The 21,985-nt window shown below is 46.9% G+C and carries 20 protein-coding genes and 1 pseudogene; 5 read left to right on the top strand and 16 right to left on the bottom strand.

The features are described from left to right. The 5 genes from PPRES148_RS10175 to PPRES148_RS10150 all read right to left on the bottom strand — a co-directional run. A partial coding sequence (locus tag PPRES148_RS10175) for a LexA family protein (protein WP_484237562.1) occupies window positions 1-114 on the bottom strand: 114 nt, incomplete at its 3' end. A gap of 180 nt (window positions 115-294) precedes the next feature. Further along, window positions 295-507, bottom strand: coding sequence for a tyrosine-type recombinase/integrase (locus tag PPRES148_RS10170; RefSeq protein WP_149454545.1), 213 nt, complete (start codon window positions 505-507; stop codon window positions 295-297). A 432-nt stretch (window positions 508-939) separates the two neighbouring features. Continuing rightward, window positions 940-2,085, bottom strand: a complete 1,146-nt coding sequence (gene trhO / locus PPRES148_RS13435) for an oxygen-dependent tRNA uridine(34) hydroxylase TrhO (protein WP_425468268.1) — start codon at window positions 2,083-2,085, stop codon at window positions 940-942. After that, window positions 2,082-2,288 carry a hypothetical protein gene (locus tag PPRES148_RS12660; protein ID WP_246142992.1) on the bottom strand — a complete coding sequence of 69 codons (207 nt, stop codon included), beginning with the start codon at window positions 2,286-2,288 and terminating at the stop codon, window positions 2,082-2,084. Before PPRES148_RS12660 ends, trhO begins: the two co-directional genes overlap by 4 nt. Before the next feature lie 828 nt (window positions 2,289-3,116). Then, window positions 3,117-3,701 carry a hypothetical protein gene (locus PPRES148_RS10150; RefSeq protein ID WP_149454149.1) on the bottom strand — a complete coding sequence of 195 codons (585 nt, stop codon included), beginning with the start codon at window positions 3,699-3,701 and terminating at the stop codon, window positions 3,117-3,119. A gap of 732 nt (window positions 3,702-4,433) precedes the next feature. On the opposite strand from PPRES148_RS10150, the gene PPRES148_RS10145 reads away from it, so the two are divergent. Next, entirely contained in the window at window positions 4,434-4,817 is a 384-nt protein-coding gene (locus PPRES148_RS10145) for a hypothetical protein (protein ID WP_149454542.1), read from the top strand. Window positions 4,818-6,130: 1,313 nt separating this feature from the next. On the opposite strand, the gene PPRES148_RS13130 is transcribed toward PPRES148_RS10145, so the two are convergent. Next, window positions 6,131-6,259 carry a hypothetical protein gene (locus PPRES148_RS13130; protein ID WP_281289962.1) on the bottom strand — a complete coding sequence of 43 codons (129 nt, stop codon included), beginning with the start codon at window positions 6,257-6,259 and terminating at the stop codon, window positions 6,131-6,133. A gap of 720 nt (window positions 6,260-6,979) precedes the next feature. Here PPRES148_RS13130 and PPRES148_RS10140 point away from each other — a divergent pair. Then, a complete protein-coding gene (locus PPRES148_RS10140; protein WP_149454541.1) occupies window positions 6,980-7,936 on the top strand; it encodes a hypothetical protein in 957 nt (318 codons plus the stop codon). A 47-nt stretch (window positions 7,937-7,983) separates the two neighbouring features. Further along, window positions 7,984-8,649, top strand: coding sequence for a transposase (locus PPRES148_RS10135; protein WP_149454540.1), 666 nt, complete (start codon window positions 7,984-7,986; stop codon window positions 8,647-8,649). A gap of 585 nt (window positions 8,650-9,234) precedes the next feature. On the opposite strand, the gene PPRES148_RS10130 is transcribed toward PPRES148_RS10135, so the two are convergent. The 8 genes and pseudogenes from PPRES148_RS10130 to PPRES148_RS10095 all read right to left on the bottom strand — a co-directional run bounded on the left by PPRES148_RS10130 (window position 9,235) and on the right by PPRES148_RS10095 (window position 18,679). Next, window positions 9,235-9,834 carry a hypothetical protein gene (locus PPRES148_RS10130; protein ID WP_149454539.1) on the bottom strand — a complete coding sequence of 200 codons (600 nt, stop codon included), beginning with the start codon at window positions 9,832-9,834 and terminating at the stop codon, window positions 9,235-9,237. A 555-nt stretch (window positions 9,835-10,389) separates the two neighbouring features. Beyond that, the gene (gene trmFO / locus PPRES148_RS10125; RefSeq protein ID WP_149454538.1) at window positions 10,390-11,730 is read right to left on the bottom strand and encodes a methylenetetrahydrofolate--tRNA-(uracil(54)-C(5))-methyltransferase (FADH(2)-oxidizing) TrmFO; all 1,341 of its coding nucleotides are present in this window, start codon (window positions 11,728-11,730) and stop codon (window positions 10,390-10,392) included. A 615-nt stretch (window positions 11,731-12,345) separates the two neighbouring features. Further along, window positions 12,346-13,677 carry a methylenetetrahydrofolate--tRNA-(uracil(54)-C(5))-methyltransferase (FADH(2)-oxidizing) TrmFO gene (gene trmFO, locus PPRES148_RS10120; protein ID WP_149454537.1) on the bottom strand — a complete coding sequence of 444 codons (1,332 nt, stop codon included), beginning with the start codon at window positions 13,675-13,677 and terminating at the stop codon, window positions 12,346-12,348. A 148-nt stretch (window positions 13,678-13,825) separates the two neighbouring features. After that, window positions 13,826-15,907 carry a type I DNA topoisomerase gene (gene topA, locus PPRES148_RS10115; protein ID WP_149454536.1) on the bottom strand — a complete coding sequence of 694 codons (2,082 nt, stop codon included), beginning with the start codon at window positions 15,905-15,907 and terminating at the stop codon, window positions 13,826-13,828. 161 nt (window positions 15,908-16,068) lie between these two features. Next, window positions 16,069-16,977, bottom strand: coding sequence for a succinate--CoA ligase subunit alpha (sucD, locus tag PPRES148_RS10110; RefSeq protein WP_149454535.1), 909 nt, complete (start codon window positions 16,975-16,977; stop codon window positions 16,069-16,071). Beyond that, window positions 16,974-18,177: pseudogene (gene sucC, locus PPRES148_RS10105) on the bottom strand (ADP-forming succinate--CoA ligase subunit beta). The gene sucD and the pseudogene sucC overlap by 4 nt, the downstream one beginning before the upstream one ends. 71 nt (window positions 18,178-18,248) lie before the next feature. Then, window positions 18,249-18,470: a hypothetical protein gene (locus PPRES148_RS10100; RefSeq protein WP_149454534.1), complete on the bottom strand. Its 222-nt coding sequence runs from the start codon at window positions 18,468-18,470 to the stop codon at window positions 18,249-18,251. After that, on the bottom strand, window positions 18,467-18,679 hold the full coding sequence (locus PPRES148_RS10095) for a hypothetical protein (RefSeq protein WP_149454533.1): 213 nt from the start codon (window positions 18,677-18,679) through the stop codon (window positions 18,467-18,469). Before PPRES148_RS10095 ends, PPRES148_RS10100 begins: the two co-directional genes overlap by 4 nt. A 125-nt stretch (window positions 18,680-18,804) precedes the next feature. Here PPRES148_RS10095 and PPRES148_RS10090 point away from each other — a divergent pair, with 125 nt between their 5' ends. Both PPRES148_RS10090 and PPRES148_RS10085 read left to right on the top strand, forming a co-directional pair. After that, a complete protein-coding gene (locus tag PPRES148_RS10090; RefSeq protein ID WP_149454532.1) occupies window positions 18,805-19,074 on the top strand; it encodes a ferredoxin in 270 nt (89 codons plus the stop codon). A 517-nt stretch (window positions 19,075-19,591) separates the two neighbouring features. Further along, window positions 19,592-20,092 carry an inorganic diphosphatase gene (locus PPRES148_RS10085; RefSeq protein ID WP_149454531.1) on the top strand — a complete coding sequence of 167 codons (501 nt, stop codon included), beginning with the start codon at window positions 19,592-19,594 and terminating at the stop codon, window positions 20,090-20,092. Between the two features lie 313 nt (window positions 20,093-20,405). Here the strand turns inward: PPRES148_RS10085 and PPRES148_RS10080 are convergent, their stop codons facing one another. Together PPRES148_RS10080 and PPRES148_RS10075 are read right to left on the bottom strand one after the other, a co-directional pair. Continuing rightward, window positions 20,406-21,044 carry a hypothetical protein gene (locus PPRES148_RS10080; protein WP_149454530.1) on the bottom strand — a complete coding sequence of 213 codons (639 nt, stop codon included), beginning with the start codon at window positions 21,042-21,044 and terminating at the stop codon, window positions 20,406-20,408. 203 nt (window positions 21,045-21,247) lie between these two features. Next, window positions 21,248-21,985: a hypothetical protein gene (locus PPRES148_RS10075; protein WP_149454529.1), complete on the bottom strand. Its 738-nt coding sequence runs from the start codon at window positions 21,983-21,985 to the stop codon at window positions 21,248-21,250.

Raw genomic sequence — 21,985 nt, 5'->3', positions numbered from 1 at the left:
TTTTTCAAGGCGTAAAAGATAGGTATGCACAGTGGAACTGGAACTCAATCCAACAGCTTTTCCGATTTCACGGACAGAAGGGGGATAGCCCCTTGTTTGTACAGTCTTGTGTATGTAGCCTAGTACTGGCTAGTTCTTCGGAGACAACCCACGATCCATAATTCAGAACCAATCCCCTTCCTCTGGACACAGAATAACGTAAGAATAGACATAGAATAGGGAATATAAAACCTAACGTAAAATAGTTAAATATTTCATGAAAATTACCCAATAGTGGAAATCATGGGGGGTATTTCACCAAATCTTATCCAACTTCCTCAGGGCTTCTTCCTTTTCTGAATCCACCACATGAGTATAAATTTGCGTTGTCTTCACGCAGGAGTGACCCAGTATCTCCTGAACGATCCGCAAATTCTCCCCCTGGGAGAGTAGAAATGTAGCTAGTGTATGTCGCAGTTTATGGGTGTGAGTTCGGAAGCCCTTACAGCAAGTTTGCCTCCAGCGCATATTTCTTCACTATGCTCCCAATGCTACGCGACTCATGGGCCCTTTATTTTTGTTGAGAAAAATTATGTCTGCCTGAGAAGGGGGAAGAAGGGGATGGCGATAGGTCGAACGACAAGATAATGGTCTAGGGCCTCGCTTGCCCGCTTATGTAGGGTCAGCCAACGTTCCCCTCACCTTTCCCAATAATGAGGAGTTTGTAAACCCCCTCCTCTTCCACCTTGTGTATATGCAAAAAACGTAATTGGACTAGTTCTGATACCCGTATTCCGGTTCCCAACAGCATCATCAAGATGGCCCGATTGCCGCATCCTGTGCCAACCCTTCGTTTGTGGGGTTTGAAAGGAATCTACGGCAGCTACCAATCTAACAGCCTCTTCTCGGCTGAGAAAGGTGGGCAGCGTTTTTTTTCTCTTGGTCTGCAGAGCTGTTCGATCATAGGCCTCCATAGGATTGTTGGGTAGTCTCTTTGTACGCACCAGATAACAAAACAGAGAGCGCAACGAGGACTGTTTCCGTTGTTTGCCACTTCGCGCGTTTGCACGCTGGTACGTTTTTTGCACATCTTCGGTAACTTGGTTGATCAATTGGGCATTTCGTTTGGTTACAGGAACGTCTAGGATTCGTTGGTATCCCCCCCCATTTCCTGAAAAAATTTGTGGAGAACATTTTCAGTAACCTCCTCCAGTACGAGCTGTTCACGTGCCAAGAAAGAAAAAAACAGGGAAAAATCGTACACATAACCATTGATCGTTTGGGGAGATCGGTCCGCGTCCTGCATGGCCCCAATGTAGGCTTGCACACCCTCGGGAAAGAGGCGATGCGCTTATCTATAGTGGGAAAGACCCTCCTTTTGTATCGTGGATTTTCATGATGGACGAGGGAGGGAAGTTCCCTGTTTTTGCGCGCACGTTGGGGTACAAAATCCCTGTTTTTCCTTCCAACAGGTGGGACAGACGATATGCTGAAGATGACAAAAGTCATAGGCGCAATCAATGTACGTCTCAGCAGGTGCTTTGCAATGCCAACAACGCCCCACAATGACATGGGGTTCCTTCCGGTTGACGGGGATAGCCTTTCGTTCATCAAAGTATAACAGAGGCCCATAAAATTTTCTCCCTGTGTATCCTCATCTTGGCTGTAGGTAATGATGCCCCCCTGCAGTTGTGCTACGTTGGTGTATCCCTCTTCCCGTAACCAGGCGGTTAATTTTTCGCATCGTATGCCCCCCGTACAATAGGTGACAACACGCTGATGGGGGGGAAAGCGAAAGTGCTTCCGCAACCAACCGGGAAATTCACGTGTGGTTCTTATGTCAGCACGGATAGCACCCCTGAAATGGCCGAGATCATACTCATAGCCATTTCGTCCGTCAAGGATGATAGTGTCTCTTTCTTGCATGGCCTTTTTGAATTGTTGGGCAGTTACATAGTTCCCCGTCTTTTCGGACGGATTGAGATCTCGATCCAACCGCCAGCAAACGATTTCCTTCCTTACCCGCACCTTCAACTTCGGAAACACGTGCCCCGCGCAGTGATCGCTCTTTACGTGAATGCTTCCCATTCCCGGTTGCCGCTTCAAAAAACCTCATACTCCATAATTGCTTCGGTCGTTCCCGATACGGTTCCATTGATTCCCTCCTCGGCGACCCAAATACGACCACGTAGGTTGTGGGCCATACAGAATTCGCGTTGGATTGCAGCAAAATCCTCTGGATTCCTTATTTTTGTGTAATGATAATATAGGATAACCTTATAATTTTTATCGTTTTCTAGTTTCAACATTTTCGTCTGCCCTTTCTGAATATTTTTCATGTCCACTTTGAGCTTAAGGCATAATCAAACATACCTTCCCCGCCTATTGTAACACATGTTGGGGTAATGGGATCAGGGCAAACCTTTTGTTTTTACCTTGCCATGGAAAAATAGCCCTATGATTCATCTTGTACAGGGACATAGGGTCCAAAGCCTCTAGCATGATTCCCAAATTATAATAAATCAATTTATTTTTAAATTGTACGCATTGTTCTCCTTCGGTGCTTCTTCAAAAAATATAAAAATTATTATAATATTTAGTAATAATGAAAAAATATATGTAAGCATTATCAATATAGGTAATTTGTAGTTAAAAATTACTTTTTTCTGGAATATTATACTCTAACCGGTGCATGGTTGGATATAGAATCGAATCTCAAACCCTTATCGGAATGAAAGGCCCCTTGGGTGTTCTATATGGGTGATCATACCCAACTCCTTCTTCTCCTCTTCACAAGAACCCTGACAGGACGACAGGATTACAAATATAACTCGACCGTTACTTTGGTATTTAGCGTGGAAAACACCGGGATAGGGAAGGAACATAATTTTATTTAAAATTTCGATAAGAGAGAACGAAAAATAGAAGGAATTTTCTGTCTATAAAGATAATAAAAAATTATAATTAAAAATACAGGGGGAATGCACCCACCCGTTTGGATGCTTTCCCTTGTATCCCCATAAGGGGAATCATGAAATATCAGACCGTGGTGAAAGCCAAAAAACCGGGGATTGAACCGATTTCACTTAGATTACTTACTTCAGTATAGCATGTTGTTGATCCGCAGGAGTACCTTCTTAGGGTGTGCTTGCTGCTGTATTGTTAGGGTGTGCTTGCTGCTGTATTGGTGGGAAGTTAGGGTGTAACTGCTGAGGTTGTAGCTGCTGAGTATGATTCCCACTCTCTGATTTCGAACCTGATTCAGAATTCGAACCTGATCCTAGTAGGAACCCCCAAAAATTATCTTCCCCATGATTCTTATCCTCTGGTTTCTGGTTTGATTCAGAAAGGGACTTTCGTAAGGACCCTAGTAGGTTATCTCCCCAAATGGAATCTAGTAGGGACTTTGAAGAGGTATCCCCTTCATGATCCTTACCCATTGTAACACCAGGAGATGTACTACTATCTTCCCGGATGTCGTGCAACGCCTGAACAGAAGCACCCACCCTGTTTCCACTACAAGGTTTCTTCGGTGAACCAACCATATCGTTGTCAGGATGGTTCCATTTGCCATCGTGGTAATAACACCCAGATGTATCACGAGGTGTATCCTTCTCGATATGGGTCATCGCATGGGCGGGGGGAAGCAGGGACATTACGGAAAACAATCCTCCTAACGGTAACAATAACGATCTATAATTGAATTTTACTCTTATTTTCATAGTAAAAATAGTACCCCCTACTTAATTAATAAACATGAATTCATTAAGAACCAAGCTACTCTCTCAATATAACATATTTTATCAGTTATGTAAACAGAGTCTCACACGTATTCTGGGCAACATCCTGTTGTGGATATGAATTCCTGAGCAAATTTTTCAGGTCCCATTCGCTGAGTTTCCTTTTATGTAAAACACTTTGGATCTTGGCCGTATATCATCGGACCTGGGGGTTCGATCCCAGCAGGAGTGAGGGTTGAACCATGGTTCGATAGATCGAATGCATCGTGGTAGGTTTCTGTGTTTATATCTGCTTAGATCTGGATTCCCTCCCACTGTATTCCAAGGTATTCTTGCGGGAACACAGTAGGACATATACGTTATTTTTATAAAATTTAAGTTTTATATGTTATAATCATAGGCAACCCACCCTCTATCAGGAAATAAGGGGTTATCGGGATGAAAACCGGATTTCCCAAGGCCCCTCTTTTCGAACGAGGTGAAAATCATGAAAATAGAGAAATTAGGACCCACAAGATCAGATAAAATGATAATTCGTTATATCCTGAAGTCCATTGCCAACCGTCCATCCCCGGGAATCAGGTATTCCTGTGAAGATTCGGGAAACTTGGGATAAAAATTGGTGAGAGCGGGATTCGATAAGAAACGAAAAATAAAACACGGCATCCTTGGCTTATGGGAAATTGAATCTGTTATGAACCCCCAACGATGGAAATGTACTACTGCGAAGACAAATTCAACCATGTGTATGTATTTGTTGGGAAAGGGAAAAAATATGCAGACTTTTGTAAGGAAATGCTTTCGTCAACGGCAATACTATCTTCAGCAGCGAAAGCAGCAAGATTACATGGAATACCGGTGAGAACAGGTTATACCCTATTTTTTGATGAATTTCTTCCTAGAAAGAGAAAAGAACTTGAGGAAAAGGCCATTAGGCAGGCCAGGGAACAGGGACGTTGTTTGACCATCGGTATAGATGATACATCGACAAGGAAAGGTAAGAACCACGCAAGCTATACCTATGATACAAAACTTGGGTCCGTATTGGCTGTGACAAAGGGCCGAAAATATGAGGAACTTACGGACTACCAGAGGTAAAATCACCACCTATAGGAATTTGATCCAGCAGTTATTGTCATGGACCGAGCCCCTACCTATACTAAGTTTGCTCTATCGGGATTCCCCAACGCGCTTGTTTGTTTGTTTGCTTTCACATCATCAAGAATATAAGGGATCTTACCTTGTCGAGTAGACCCGGCATTTCAGCCAAGTCTCTCACGTCGAGTAGGGATGGCATCTCAGCCAACCCTCTCATAGGGTGTCGGGTCAAAAAAGCCCCTAGCGGGGCCCCCGAATCCGCAGGGGCCTATCCGGATTCCTAATCAGGGTGGGGGAATATTCCCCCGGAGGGCCAAAAATTCCTTCGGGGGGAATGTACATTACCCGTTCGAATGCTGCTGGAAAAGATAGTATATGGACATTGTATACCCGTTCCAAGTATGACTATATCAGCCAGGATGGGTACTAATTATACTACCAGGATGGGTACTGATTATACTGCCAGGATGGGTACTGATTATACTGCCAGGATGGGTACTGATTATACTGCCAGGATGGGTACTGATTATACTGCCAGGATGGGTACTGATTATACCGCCAGGATGGGTACTGATTATACTGCCAGGATGGGTATGAATTCCACTTTGTACGGGGACCCTCCGGCCAGGCGTATCCCACCCAATTCCCACTACAATGTCTCCTCGATAAATCAACTATGTCGCCATCAGGATGAATCCATCTACCAGAATGGTAATAACACCCAGTAGTGTCACGAAATACACTTTCCCCAATATAGTGCGACGCCTGAACGGGAGAAAGCAGGGACATTACAGAAAAAAGTCCCCCCAACGGTAACAATAACGACCTACAAATGTACTTTACTCTTATTTTCATAGTAAAATAGCACACACCTTAGAAGTTATAGTAAATATATATACATAAATTCATAAGAACCATACTTCTATGTAAGTATAGCACATTCTATCAATTATGTAAATACCTCCTCGTACGCATTCCGGATCCCGACGCGTTTACCTACCACCCCAGGGACTGGGTGGGGGCGTGTCCCCCCTTAGCAACAACATAGTCACTGTGGCTTCTTCTTGGACTACCCCAAAAATGCGAGAGAAATCAGTTCGCATAAGAAAATCAAACACCTGTGATTCCACCTTACCCGTCCCAACACCTTCATACAGCCGCTTCCATAGTTTTCTGAGCCCGAAAGCCTAACTTATAAGCACAGCCCCGCCTTGACATCATATCCCTACAGAATGGCTTCTGTTTCCCCTTATCAAAACCTTGAAATTTGGTAATCAATGTCCCCCTCGCCTCTCAAAAGAGCCGCAATTCTCTCATATTCCCTGGGCTGAAAAGATACGGATCCCCTGTTCACGACCCGGAATGATTTGGACGGTCATAGATTGTACACAATCCGCTCCCGCGGGCCACACCAAACCGATTAGAATCCAGGGTTTCCCCATAATCAACTCCCTTTAATGAAAAACTGCCCCCATCCATAACTAGGACAAACACACCTGCTCCTGCAATTTTTCAATATCTTGGAGAGCCCGTTCAGAAAAAACAGCTATCCGCTTTCCTCTTGTTGGATATCGGCCGAGGATGCGGCGGAAGGAGGCCAGAATTGGCATTCATGGATACTGGATATGTAATAAACCAAACTTCCCATAACGATTGTCAATGGAGGAACCAAGGGACCTTGTGTCATATGAGCAGCCTAAATACCTGACTAATAATTCTGAGGCAGTGAGGAAAATACCCTCTAAAAACCTTGTTCAGAGGTTCACACCCACAATAATATGCTGCCGTGTTATCGCGGGAGGGGCAAGAAAATAATTTTTTATCTATGGTGCTAGTGCTGTTAAAAATGTTCACAATTGTTTCCTGAGGTTCGAATAAAAATAGAAAGTGGGCCTTTGTGGATTCATAAAAAATAACTACATAAACTTTTATGAAATCATACTATCTATAGAAGCTCGGTTTCATAATTATGGTTGGACTACCGATATTATAATAATATTCAGAATATATAGACAAAATAGGACATGAACCTATCTTCCTCACGTATATTCGAAACAACTTTATATGTACTGCCTGAAAAATACCCCCAAAGAAACTTGAAGACCATCTGTTATTCCTATACAATCCTCTTTATACCCACTATAAAGGGAGGTTGATAACAGATGGTCTCAGGGTATTGTACCATAGAACAGTCGAACTTGGAAGGGGTAGAGGAATGGATTGAATGCTTCGCGGATAAGTGGCGCTGGTGTTCCACCAAGGAAGAAATTAAACTTGCAACCCTTTGCGAGTATTATGAGAAACATGCTTCATGGTACAAGGAAACATATGCCGATTATCATAATACTATCGGTCAACCCTGCAAGGATATCCTTTTTACCATAATCCTGGAGTCCATTAAAGAAACCTTTGGGTGGACAGACAGGGAATTGATCGAACGTATTCCACGGGAAGGAGTGTTCTTTGAAGCTCTGGGGGGCAAAAAAGGAAAGCCCCTTATAGGTAGGAGAACATTATACGAAGGCAGAAAACGGTTGTTGGCATACGAGGAGAAAACAAAATGCAATGTTACACGGGACTCCTTTCAGCACTTTACCACCTTCCAAAAGTCAATAGTAGGTATGACATCCACCTGCCGTAGAATGGATAGCACGCTAATCAACAGCAACATAAGGAAATTGACCCGTAATGACGTGATCTATCTGGTGGCGAAAAATGTGGTTTGTATCTCGGCTGAACTCCTGATTCCCCTCCCCGCGGAGTGGGGGGTTTTTCTGGAGAAGGGGTGTAAACTAACAGACATCGATAGTCGGCAATCATTGGGCTATCAGCCTCCCCTTCCCCCCAAAAAAGGGGCAACAACAAGGGATCATAGGACTGCAGAGCTAATTGGGGTTTGCTTGGCTGTAAGGGAACAGGTCTCCCACTATGACAACATCAGATCAACCAAGGAGTATGCATTGCTGGAAAGGGTGATCTGGGAACAAACTGAGGAGGATGAACAAGGAAATCTCAGGATGCTCTCCAAGGTGCGTTCTGGTAGTCTACAAAGCCCTTATGATCCTGATGCTCAGTACAGGAAGAAGAACAAACAGGGGGATATTCCGGACAAATCGTAGAGGATCGTGATGGAGAGAAGGGAGTAAGCCTAATTTCCTTCTTTGATATGAAAGGTTCCCTTCATCCAGATACGGCCTTTGCGAAGGAGTACATAGAAACATGGGTTCCCCATGATGGAATGCGGTTGTGTGCCGATGGGGGGTACTACAGCCATGAGATAAGCGAACTTGCCCAATCAAAGGGTATTTCGCTATGCTTCACCAATATGACGGGCCGAAGGGAGAACCCCGATAAATTGAGGGCAAGCACGTTTGTGCGAGACAAAAGAACAAAGGAAATTACACGATGCGTGGCAAACAAGGAACCCGAGAACAGCCAGTACAAACCAGGGAGAAAACCAGGGAGCGGGACCAGTGTGACTTATTTCAACAGGGAGGATTGCAAGAAGTGCCCCTTTGCGGATCAGTGCATTGGCAAACTCAACAAAACAGGGGGAAGAACCATAAGATTAACCGACCGAACGTACTCGGCGGCGGAGCAAAGAGATCAATTGGAGGAGACAAAATATAGGGAAGCAGGGAACAGTCGTGCGGCCATTGAGGGCGTTTGCTCCGCACTAAAAAATGCTTACGGAGCTCGCCGACTTAAGGTGCGTGGTGAACGAAGAGCTAGGTTGACAATGTTCGCAAAGTGTGTAGCGTATAACACATCTCAAGTCTCCGAATATATAGTAAAATTTATAAGAATAATAAGGAGAGAAGCCATATCGTGATGAGCATATCTAATAATTTAAAAAATTCATAAAATAATTGGAACTATAGGCCGGTCTATTTGGCGTGCCAAGATGTGCGGAATAAGGCATTCATTTCCGCGCTCATGGGTTCAAAAACCGAGTTTCCATGGTTATAGTAGAAATCCAACCATAATCGTTACGTTTCACACATATCTAGACCAAAACATTCATACTATTCAATTTTTTATTTACATTACAAATTATCCATACATATTATACAGAAGTAATTCATTAACTGTTAGCAATCAATATATATCATTTTGAAATATAATTAATATCGGAAAAAACCAAATCAACTGACTTTTAATTCCAGCACCAGCACCATCTATTTGAAAAGAATGAACTTACCTCCTTATCCCTATCAACAATCCCAACAGAAGAATGGAGAAGAAAGGTTTTCCGGTGAGCGTATGGGAGAAACCAAAATCCCCCTCCACAATCATGAATGGAAGGGGGATTTTATCCTCAGACCCATAAAACATTATATGGAAGAGGGCTGTTCGCCCCCCTCATTGCATAAAATTTATTTAAATAAAAATATATCCATCTGTTATTATCCCTACTTTATTTCCTCCTAAACCCAAAATGAACCCCATAATCCGCGGGCCAAGATTTCCCAGCATCGTCCTTCTTCCTATTAGGCCCCCAATCAACCCCATAATCCTGGAGACCGGGCGTACCAAAATCAATCTTGGGCAAAGGTTTCTCACTAGGATCCACACTCTCATCCATGATCCAAGAATTATCACTATAAGATTTCCTACTAGGCGCCCGATACGCCGCCCCCTTATTCAACTTATCGACAATTTTGACACTAACGGAGCCCTTCCCCTTAGCGGGTCTTGAATTGGGAACATAATTGGGATCAAAAATTGAGGGAACCTCCCTCCATTCATTGGTGGGTGGATTCGGATATGTGGGGGATGGCTCGATGATGGCCCCCTGAGGGATGGAGCCAATACTCTTCCCATAATCTGCATCTCTGGGAACAGACACGTTCTCAGTATTCCGATGCCAACCCCAATCACCTGAAGCAGTATCATGAGCTACAGATGGCCTCCTTATTGAGGTTGCTTGGGAGGAGGGAAGCAGGGACATTGCGGAAAACAATCCCCCCAACGATAACAACAACGACCTGCGAATAAACTTTGCCCTTATTTTCATAGTAAAAATAGTACCTCCTTAGAAATAATGGTAACTAAAGTCCATTTGAATTTTCCATAATAACATTCACATACAAATGTAACATACTTTATCCATTATGTGAATACCTCCTCGTACGCATTCCGGATCCCGACACGTTTGCCTATCACCTCGGGGGCCGAATCAAAGTATGTACCCTCCTCTCCTTATCATAGATAGCAACGACATAGTCACAACGACATAGTCACTGTGGCTTCCTCTTGGGTTACCCCCAAAATACGAGAGAAATCGGTTCGCATAAGAAAATCAAATACCTGTGATCCCACCTTGCTCATCTCATCCCAACACCTTCATACACAACCGCTTCCATGAGTTTTCTGAGCCCGAAAGCCCAATTTATAAGCACAGCCCCCCAAAACCGCTTTGACATCATACCCACAAAATGGCTTCTGTTTCTCCTCAGCGGAACCCTAAAATTTAGCAATCCACATTTCCATCCTCGCTCCCCAGGAAAGCCGCAATCGTCTAGTGCTCCTTGGGATGAAAAGATATGGAAAACCACTTCCACATCTACAACTAGGGAAAGCACACCTGCTCCTGCAATGTTCCAATGTCTTGAAGGGCCCGTTCAGAAAAAGCAACGATCCGCTCCCTCTTGTTGGATATCGAACGGGGAAGGGGTGGAAGGAGACCAAAATTGGCATTCATGGGTTGAAAATGCTCCTTATCAGCATTGGATATGTAATGAGCCAGGCTTCCTATCACAGTTGTCGATGGAGGAACAAAGGGAGCACGACCCTGTGCCATGCGGGCAGCCTGAATACCCGCTAACAATCCCGAAGCAGCAGATTCTACATACCCTTCTACACCTGTAAGTTGTCCTGCAAAGAATAATGTCGGTCGTACTCGCAATTGATACGTTGGCTCAAGCAGGGCGGGTGAACAGAGGAAGGTATTGCGATGTACTACCCCATAGCGAACGAACTCCGCCCCCGCTAGGGCAGGAACCATTCGAAACACGCGTCTTTGCTCCCCCCACTTCAAACGGGTCTGGAATCCCACTAAGTTGAACAGCGTGGCCGCTTGGTTATCCTGTCGTAGTTGCACCACAGCAAAGGGCTGCTTCCCCGTTCTAGGATCTACCAAACCCACTGGCTTCAGAGGGCCAAACAACAATGTTTTGGGACCCCTTCCTGCTAGGATTTCGACAGGCAAACATCCTTCGAAATAGGTAGTCCCTTTGGTAGTCCCTTTGAAATTTTCAAATTTCTTTGGTTCCACCACCTCCGCCATCAGAAGAGCCTCCTGGAAAGCAGCAAATTCCCCTTCACTCATGGGACAATTCACATAATCCGCCTTCCCACGGCCGTAACGGGACGCCATAAAGGATTGATCCCCATCAATACTCTCCTGCGTTACAATGGGGGCCGCTGCATCATAGAAGGATAAATAATCCTCCCCCGTCAATCGACGAACCTGTTCCGCCAGCGAATCGCTTGTCAGAGGACCCGTAGCCACGACAACCAGTCCCTCCTCAGGAAGAGAGGTCAGCTCCTGCCGTTTCACCTCAATCAGGGGGTGGCTACATAGGGTCTCCGTTACACAACCTGTGAATTGATCCCGATCAACGGCAAGCGCCGATCCAGCAGGTACAGAGGCTCGATCGGCCGCCCGTAGAATAAGGGAATCCAATCGCCGCATTTCCTCCTTGAGAATACCCACGGCATTTTGCAAGGCGTTGGAACGCAATGAATTGCTACATACCAACTCAGCAAAGCGATCCGTATGATGCGCAGGAGTTTGTTTATGAGGACGCATTTCATAGAGTCGCACCTTAACACCACACCGGGCCAACTGATAAGATGCTTCACTCCCAGCAAGACCTGCCCCAACTACTGTCACTATGGACACAGATATACACCTCTTTACTCTTATAGTTCCTGTATAGTTCCTGGAGACAAGACCGGAAAAGGAGTGGGCAAACTCATATGCATGTTTCCACAGCTATCCAGCGGGAGTTCTCACTGCAATCCCTCTATGAACCGACAAAGTTAAAATGAAAATAAAATGAAAATAAAATGAAAAAGTACCAATACCCCTCCGTCATGCTCTGACAACATGAACAAGAGTGCTTCCTTGGTTTTTCCCAAAGCGCAACCCACACTCTGGGTAGCAATCCTATTCATAAAAGGTCCTCTCTTTTTTGCTTTTTCCTTCTACGACCCCCCTCCACAAATAGGACACCCATAGCCATGGGCAGTTTTCACAGGGATTACGTTTCTCGTTAGAAATCTCATCTTTCAACTCAACCAATTCTCTTCCTGCTACCCCAAGTTCTCCATGAAGCTGTTGTACCGCCTACCATAGCTCTTTCGGACCCCAAAGGTCCAACTCGGCAGTCGGCCCCTCCTTGCCACAATCGTCTCGACATCCTACCCACAGAATGATTCCCGTTTCCCCTCACCTAAAATTTAGCAACAAACGGTTCACCCTACCCCTTAGGAAAATGGAAAACTACTTCAACACCTACAACTAAGAAAAGCACACTTGCTCCTGCAATTTTCCAATGTCTTGAAGAGCCCGCTCAGAAAAAGCAGCGATCCGCTCCCTCTTGTTGGATATCGAATAAGGAAGCGGTGGGAGGAGACCAAAATTGGCATTCATGGGTTGAAAATGCTCCTCATCGGCATTGGATATGTAATGGGCCAGGCTCCCCATAACGGTTGTCAATGGAGGAACCATGGGGGCCCGACCTTGTGCCATACGGGCAGCCTGAATACCTGCTAACAATCCTGAAGCAGCAGATTCCACATACCCATCTACACCCGTAAGTTGTCCTGCAAAGAATAAAGCCGGTCGTACCCGTAATTGATACGTTGGCTCAAGCAGGGCGGGTGAACAGAGGAAGGTATTACGATGTACTACCCCATAGCGAGCGAACTCCGCCTCCGCTAGGGCAGGAACCATTCGAAACACGCGTCTCTGCTCCCCCCACCTCAAACGGGTCTGGAATCCCACCAAGTTGAACAGCGTGGCCGCCTGGTGATCCTGTCGTAGTTGCACTACAGCAAAGGGTTGCCTCCCTGTTCTAGGATCTACCAAACCCACTGACTTCATGGGGCCAGACAACAATGTTTTGGAGTCTCGGCCTGCTAGGATTTCGACAGGCAAACAGTCCTCGAAATTTTCAAATTCCTCCGGTTCCACCACCTCCGCCATCATAAGGGCCTCCCGAAAAGCAGTAAATTCCTCCTCACTCATGGGACAATGAACGTAATTTGCCTCCCTATGATTGTAACAGGATTCCATAATGAAAGATTGGTCCCAATCAATACTCTCCTGTGTTACAAGGGGGGTCGCTGCATCATAAAAGGATAAATAACCTTCCCCTATCCACTGGCAAACCTGTGCTGCTAGCAAATCGCTTGTCAGGGGACCTGTAGCCACAACAACCAACCCCTCCTCAGGCAAGGAAGTCAGTTCCTGCCGTCTCACCTCGATCAGGGGGTGGCTGCATAAGGTTTCCGTTACATAATCTGTAAATAATGGCTCACGGTCAGCGGCTAATGACGATCCAGCAGATACAAAAGCCCGATCGGCCGCCTGTAAAATAAGGGAATCCAATCGCCGCATTTCCTCCTTGAGAATACCCACGGCATTTTGCGATTCGTCGGAACGTAATGAATTGCTACATACCAACGAATTGCTGCTACACACCAACTCAGCAAATCGATCCGTGCGGTGCACAGGAGTTCGTTTATGGGGACGCATTTCATAGAGCCGCACCTTGACACCACACCGAGCCAACTGATAAGCCGCTTCACTCCCAGCAAGACCTGCCCCAACCACCGTCACTATGGACACAGATATACACACTCCCCCTCTTTACTTCTATAGTTCCTGGAAACAAGATTGAGAGAGAAGTAAGCAAACCCATATGCACATTTCACAGCTATCCAGCGAGATCCCCCGCTACAACCCCCCTACAAACGGATGAAAGTAAAACAAAAAATTACAAAGATTCCTTTACCTGGTAACTACACTCCGCTCTGATACAACTCAGGGACAGAAATTTTTTGGTACGCTTTTCCACCATCATTCCCTGACAACGTGGACAAGGGCGTCTGCTTGGTTTTTCCCAAGATGTATACTCACATTCTGGGTAGCGGTCACATCCATAAAAGGTCCTCTTTTTTTTGCTTTTCCTTTCTACAATCCCCCCCTTTTCGCAAATCGGACACTGGACACCCATAGACTTGGCAATCGTTCGTGTGTTGCGACATTCCGGAAAACCCGAACAGGCCAAAAACTTCCCATAACGGCCAAATTTGTACACCATGGGTAGTTCACAAAGATTACATTTCTCGTCGGAAATCTCATCCTCCAACTCAACCGATTCCATTTCCCTTTCTGCTACCCCCAGTTTTCCATGAAAGGGATGATAAAAACTATCGAGGATGGAAACCCAGTTCTCCTTACCAGACTCCACCCGATCCAATTCGCTTTCCATCTGGGCCGTGAACTCTACATTGATGATTTCAGGGAAAAATCGCTCGATCATAGTCACAACAATCTCGCCCAATTCCGAAGGGAAAAAACGCTTCTCCTCTAGTTGTACATATCCGCGTTTCTGGATTGTTTCCAATGTGGGGGCATACGTACTTGGACGCCCAATCCCCTTTTCTTCCAGTGCACGAACCAGGCGGGATTCTGTATAGCGGGGCGGTGGTTGCGTAAAATGTTGCTTTGGTTCTATTCCCTTTACCCCCAAGACCTGCCCTTTTTCCAGCGGTGGTAGAAAAGTCTCCTTCTCCTCACTTGCATCATCACTGCTTTCTACGTACACACGCATAAAACCCAAAAAGTTGATTTTGGACCCCGTAGCCCGAAACCAAACGTCACCCGCATAAATATCACAGGCCACGGCATCCAACACAGCATGAGACATCTGTGAGGCCACAAAACGTTCCCAAATCAAACGGTACAACCGCATCTGATCACGAGTCAGATGCGGTCGCAGCTCACTGGGGGTCCGTAGCACCGAAGTAGGTCGCACCGCTTCATGCGCATCCTGGGCCCCAATACGTTGCTTATCAACCCGAGGCTTAGGGGGTATGTACTCCTTACCATAGGTAGCAACAATATAATCACTGGCTTCCTCTTGGGCTACCCTCGAAATGCGCGGAGAATCGGTCCGCATATAGGTGATCAGACCCGTTGATCCTTCCTTACCAATCTCAACGCCTTCATATAGCTGTTGGGCCACTGCCATAGTTTTCTGGGCCCGAAAACCCAACCTGCGCGCAGCCTCCTGTTGGAGAGTACTCGTAATGAAAGGGGGTGCAGGGTTCCGCTTTCGTTGACTCGTAACAACAGAGTGAACAAGGAACGGTTGATTCTCCATTCTTGCCAAAACCGCCTTGGCATCCTCCTCACAGGATAGCTCCTGCTTATCCTTGCCAATACCTTGGAACTTAGCAAGAAATTCCTTACCCCCGCTCTCCAGGGAAGCCGTAATCGTCCAATACTCCTTGGGCTGAAAAATACGAATCTCTTGTTCGCGATCCAAAATGATCTTAACGGCTACGGATTGCACACGACCCGCGCTCAGGCCACGCCGAACCGATTTCCAGAGAAGTGGACTGATACCATACCCCACCAACCGATCTAGGATACGACGCGCCTGCTGTGCATTCACTAAATTCATATTGATGGGCCGTGGTCGATCAAAAGCCTCCTTGATCGCCTGTTTGGTGATTTCATGAAACACGACCCGGCAATTTTCATCAGGGGACAACCGCAAACTATGTGCTAAGTGCCAGGCAATCGCCTCGCCCTCCCTATCCGGGTCAGCCGCAAGATAGATACGCTTCACCTTCCTACGCGCATCCCGTAATTTACGGAGAACGTCCCCCTTACCACGTACAGTAATATACTTAGGCTGAAAAGATTGTCCCACATCAACACCCAACTGACTCTTAGGTAGATCACGAACGTGACCCATAGAAGCTCTCACAATGAACCGTTTCCCTAGATATCTGCTGATTGTTTTTGCTTTAGCAGGGGATTCCACTATGACAAGTGTATCAGCCATACCTCACCAAAGTCCTCCCTCTGCGGTACCAAGAAACCGCTGTTCATAACCCACTTCACCCCCCCATCCTAAGTCATCGGGAGGATGTACGCAAGGCGTTTTCCCTGACACGGGGGTGGCAAACAGGAGAAACAAAAAAATCGACGGAAATGCCAGAACTCCTAGGACAGTACCCCCTGGCAACGACCGAGTAAACCGCGCTCTCTCAAGGTATCCTCCATCGTTCGTCCAATCATAGCTGGGGTGGGTGCTATCATGACCCCGGATTCCTTAAGGACAGCTATCTTCGCTGCCGCCGTATCCTCCCCACCAGAAACAATGGCGCCAGCATGCCCCATACGCTTTCCGGGCGGTGCCGTCTGTCCGCCGATGAAGCCGACCACGGGTTTCTTCATATGCTGCCGGATCCATGTTGCCGCTTCTGCTTCGTCGGACCCACCAATCTCCCCGATGAGCACAACGGCTTCCGTATCGAGATCCGCCTCGAAAGCCATCAAGCAATCGATGAAACGTGTACCGATGAGAGGATCCCCCCCAATTCCGACCGCTGTGGACTGACCAATTCCCAACTGTGTTAGCTGGTGAACCGCCTCATAAGTCAATGTACCACTCCGTGAAACAACACCAACACGTCCCGGGGTATGAATGTAACCAGGCATGATCCCCAACTTGCAGGCACCTGGTGTGATGACACCAGGACAATTAGGACCGATAAGCCGTGTGGCACTTTTCCTGAGATGCTGGCAAACCCGTACCATATCAAGCACAGGAATGCCCTCCGTGATACAAACAACGAGGGGAATCTCCGCATCGGCTGCTTCCAAAATAGCATCAGCTGCAAAAGGGGGGGGAACATAAATAATGCTAGCCGTTGGTTTGGTAGCTACCATGGCTTCCTTCATGGTATGAAAAATCGGAATGCCACCCTTCTCCTGTCCCCCTTTACCCGGCGTAACACCGGCAACCACTTTGGTACCATAGGCCACCGACTGCTCCGTGTGAAACCAACCCGCTTCCCCTGTCATGCCCTGTACAACGACACGCGTTGAAGAATCTACCCAAATACTCATGCTTTGTTCCCCCGTTTTGTACCGTCTGGCGTCCGACTCCCCTTGGCCGCCTGGACGGCTAGTTTGGCACCTTCATCCATTGAGGTGGCCGTGACAATAGGCAATTGGGTAGCTTGTAGAATCGCAAGGCCCTCCTTTACGCGTGTTCCCTCCAGGCGGACGATGAGGGGGCAGAGACGGGATACCTTGGCTGCTGCCTGTATAATACCCTCTGCTAAAATATCACAACGGACAATACCACCAAAGATATTGATGAACACCGCTTGCACCCGTTGATCCATCATCAAAATTTCGAAAGCCGCTGCAATGCGTTCTGTGGTAGCACCGCCCCCTACATCGAGAAAGTTAGCAGGTTCGCCACCAAAATGGTGCAAAATATCCATGGTTGCCATGGCCAAACCAGCACCATTCACCATGCAACCAATACTCCCCTCTAAAGCTACGTAACTGAGATCCTGTTCCCGTGCCTTCCGTTCACGTTCATCTTCCTCATTGGAATCCCGCATCCCAAGCACGTCAGGATGACGAAACAATGCGCTTTCATCCAGAATCATCTTACCATCCAGAGCCCAAATTTCATCCTGTCGGGTAACCACCAAAGGATTTACTTCTAGAAGCGAACAATCCTTGCCAGCAAAGAGTTCATAGAGTTGGTGAAGAACCTTAGTGGTTGTGCGCATTTGTGCGGCAGGCACCCCCAATGCATAGGCAATCCTCCGCGCCTGAAAGGGCTGTAAACCGAAGGCAGGATCTAGAAATTCGCGATGAATGGACTCCGGACGAGTAGCAGCAATTTCTTCAATATCCCCCCCCCCCTTCAGCACAGGCTATACAGGCAATTCGCTGGCTGGAGCGATCGACAAGGAAACTTACATAATGCTCGCTAGCAATGGAACAGCTCTCCTCAATCAGCAGCGAATGCACAAGGCTACCCTTAGGTCCCGTTTGCGGCGTTACCAATCGACTCTCTAACAAATTCTCCGCATGACGTTCTACTGCGTTCAAATCACCGGCCAACTGAACTCCGCCCGCTTTGCCCCGGCCACCAGCATGAATTTGCGCCTTTACTACCCATCCATTACTTTTTATTCCCTTTGCCAGCGTAACCGCCTCTTTGACGGAATGGACTACACCACCCCGTGGAACGGGAATATGATAGAGATCAAACAGTGATTTAGCTTGATGCTCATGAATTTTCAAGAAATATTCCACCTTTTTTCTATTACTGCAGTGTCTTCATGGCAGACATTCCCGTGGCAATGAATAACTCTTTAAAAAATTCCTAACCCACGTATCACGGCAGATATACCAAAAATAGCTAGAAATAAACCGCCTGTCACAGAAGAAGCGACAAGAAACTGCAGAAGATCACTCTCTCCCTCGGCGCGCATGTCTTCCTCTTCCGCGGGGTCAGTTTGAACCCCTGTGTCCTTACCCCTATCGGAGTGGACCCATCGCCGATTCCCATTGAATGAGTCGGATTGCTCTATCATAGACACCATCCCCTTCCACCAGAACCCACGGATCCTCCGTTGCGTACCGCTTTCCCAACAAACGTTCTATCCTCCCTCATGACCCAATTAGCAAATGCACATCCTAACAACAGAACAACCCCACCCATAAGTCCATAGGATAATTCAAGAACCAGAGATGTTTTCGCCCTCATCATTCTAGCAAGCGATGTCGAAAAAGCCAAAGGCAAAAACAACAACCCCCCACACCAGGCAATCCCCCTTGCAAATGTTGCAATGTGCCTCTACAATGGGAGCAAAGGGTGGGGGAGGATTTTTTGGTACCTCTACGAAAACCTGTACAGGAGGCAAGATCATGGGTGACGAAAAGGAAAACGTGCATACATGGGTCGACAAGGAGACTTGTATTGCGTGTGGAGCATGTGGTGCAGCGGCCCCTGATGTATATGATTATGACCCAGACGGCATAGCTTTTGTGCACCCAGACAACAACACGGGTAAGTTTGTTGTACCCGATGAACTTATGGATTCAGTACGTGACGCACAAGAAGGTTGCCCTACGGACTCCATCAAAGTGGGAAGTAAAGACTACATCCAGGATTTTATCAAAAAGTCTGGGGAATAGCCACGGTTCGTGTTCGTGGTATCCTATGGAACAGGGTTTTTTGGTAAAAAAATAGTCCTCCTCCTTCCCTGACAACAGACGACAGCGGGACAGGATCTCTATGGGGAACACCCCCCTATGACGGTCATACCCTGCGGATTCTAAACTGTTCCCTCCCGATCAGGGGACAGTTTTTTCCCCTGTGCTTTTACATAAAGTTTATGAAGAAACAAAAAATGCGTCACCATGGTAGGGGCATAGGGCGTGTCGAAAGCATGGATAGTACTTGACCCGTCCTCTGGATACGCCCGCTTTGGTTCTGGTATTTGCTATCGCACAATCATAACACATTATTTTCTAACCAATACATGCGATAGGTACCTTTATTTTAGTGGATCGACATACTCAATGAAAAAATTCAGATTGGGTTTTCGGGTATTTTAGGGATCCCGCTGGGGACTTTTGCAGTCCTACCGCCCGGAAGACCGCTCACCCTCTTACCGTCCATTCTTTGGAAGAAAAGGAGTTTATGAGTCCTATGACCCCTTCGTTGATCGTTGATGCCTTCATTGAAATCCCCACGGGATCACAAAACAAGTACGAGTACCAACCGGAGGACGGAACCCTCCGGTTGGACCGGGTCCTACATTCACCCATGCACTACCCTGCCGAATACGGCTTCATACCCGGTACATTGGCGGAGGATGGTGATCCATTGGATATACTCGTTATGGTCACCAGTCCCACATTCCCAGGATGCCAAATCCGTAGCCGAATTGTGGGTGTCTTACACATGCGCGACGAAAAGGGAAAAGATGAAAAGCTGCTGGGTGTGCCCGTCCACGACCCTCGTTTTGAGGGGATTCGCGCCCTATCCCATGTTCCTAAACACATCTGCAGGGAAATAGAGCACTTTTTTCAGGTGTATAAGGACCTAGAAGGAAAAATGACTTACATGGATGGATGGGAGGATGCCACATCTGCCACCCATCTTTATGAGGCATGCAGAGGACGCTTTAAGGAAAAAAATGCACCCTAGAGGATAACACCCCCCCTAGAACGAGAGAACGGAGGGAGTATGCGATACGTCTGGCGGAAAACATAGGGTACCCCTCACTATGAAAGGGGGAGAGCCTTGCTTCCGGATCATGGGATTGTCAGAAAAATATCCTGCTGTTGTGATGGGAACATAGGGTTGGGATGAGGGAGGGATGCTTAAGAAATAGTAAAATAATCGCGGAAAGAAAGGAATAGGGTTCGCTATAGAAAAACGCTGGTGTAGGAACACAACCAACCCCCTGGAACAGGGGGGGGTCATGCGATGTGGCTTTGGTAAGAGAGGTAGGGTATCTCTATTGTAGAAGCGGGGGCTTCGATTCTGGACCACACGGTTGCTGGAAAATCCCCTGTTGTTGTGGTTGGACCATGGGGTTGGAATAAGGGGGGGGTCCATAAGCAATAGGATACCCAGCCGCAGAGGCAGAGAACTGTTGCCCACCGTAAGAGGACTGCTGAGGTGCCCCCCAAGATGGTGACTGGGAACCATATGCCTGTTGTGGATACTGTGGATGACCAAATTGTGAATACGGCTGTATACCGTAGGAAGGGGGGGAAACCATACCACCCGCACTGCACGAGGGACCGGGGGTAGAAGGACTAAAGGATTGTTGCGCCTGCTGCTGCGGATTCCATGATTGCTGTTGGGGGGGTTGTGGTTGTAAACCCCAAGGTTGTGATTGCGGTGGCTGGGGTTGTTGTGGTTGAATTTGGGGACCTGAAACCGACAGTTGTCCTAATTCCATCTGGCAATTCCTCACAATCTGATTGAGTTGCTGAATCAATTGGACGTTCGTTGATTCCTGTTGTTGCTTTCGTTGTGTCGTTTGAAAGTTGATTTGTTCCCGCTGCTGTAATTGTTGAATAATCGTTTGCAACTGGGTAAGGTTAGCACATACACGCGAAACAGCATTCTTGACCTGCGAATAGGGCATAAAACGAAGTACCCCCCCTCCTTTGCCAATTGTGACGCGAACCCACCGAAAAGCGGGCACAGAATCTATTGTGATGCAGACAGACCCGATTCATACCTCATCCACATGATTTTTCCAAGAAACCAAAGAAGCCAAAAATCAGGTGTTGATAGCTAGGTGGGAAGGGGACATCCACAATAGGAATTTTTACTTGTCCTAAATTTCTATACCATAGGACTCCATTGTGTGGGTTGATGGCCTACCGACGACTGTGGTGGTACAGGGTACGGAACAGCCGCAGACCACGGTTGTTGCCTGCCATAGTAGGCATCGGACAACTTCTGTCTTCCATAGGCATTGGGATCATACCCAGGACCCACCCGCTGTTTCCCATAGGCATCACTATATTCCCAACCTGGTGGTTGCCTCCCCGGGGGATATCCCCATCCCAACTGTCGACCTCCATAGATAGTATAAACACCGGGATGGTTTGATTCGTAGACCAACTGGGAATTACAAGATGACGAATGCATTGGTCGCGTGGGTATGAAATTACCAATCTCCTGCTGACAACTCTGAACTAACTGTTCTGCCTGACGTGCCAATTTCATTGTGCTGGCTTCGTACTGTTGTTTTTCCTGTGTAGTTTGGTGGCTATAGGCCTCATATTGCGCAAGATGTTGGACCAAAATTTGTAATTTCTCCAAATTAGCTACCATACGTATTACCTGTGGAAACATCGAAATCTGAGGTAGGATAGCGGACGCTTGGGAAACTTCCAGCTGACAATCGCGTATATGCTGGCCCAAACGTTGGACAAGCTGTACACTTTGCGATTCGTTTTCTTCCTTTTGTTGTGTAGTACGTTGGTTGGTTTGCTCATACTGCTGCAGTTGTCGTACATTAGTCATGATTTGCTCAATATTTTCATTCAGTCGGGAAAATGCAGGATAACACTGCAT

Origin of the sequence: Pasteuria penetrans (assembly GCF_900538055.1) — a bacterium.
In the GTDB taxonomy this organism is placed as follows: domain Bacteria; phylum Bacillota; class Bacilli; order Thermoactinomycetales; family Thermoactinomycetaceae; genus Pasteuria; species Pasteuria penetrans.
This window is presented reverse-complemented; position numbering and strand designations above follow the sequence as displayed.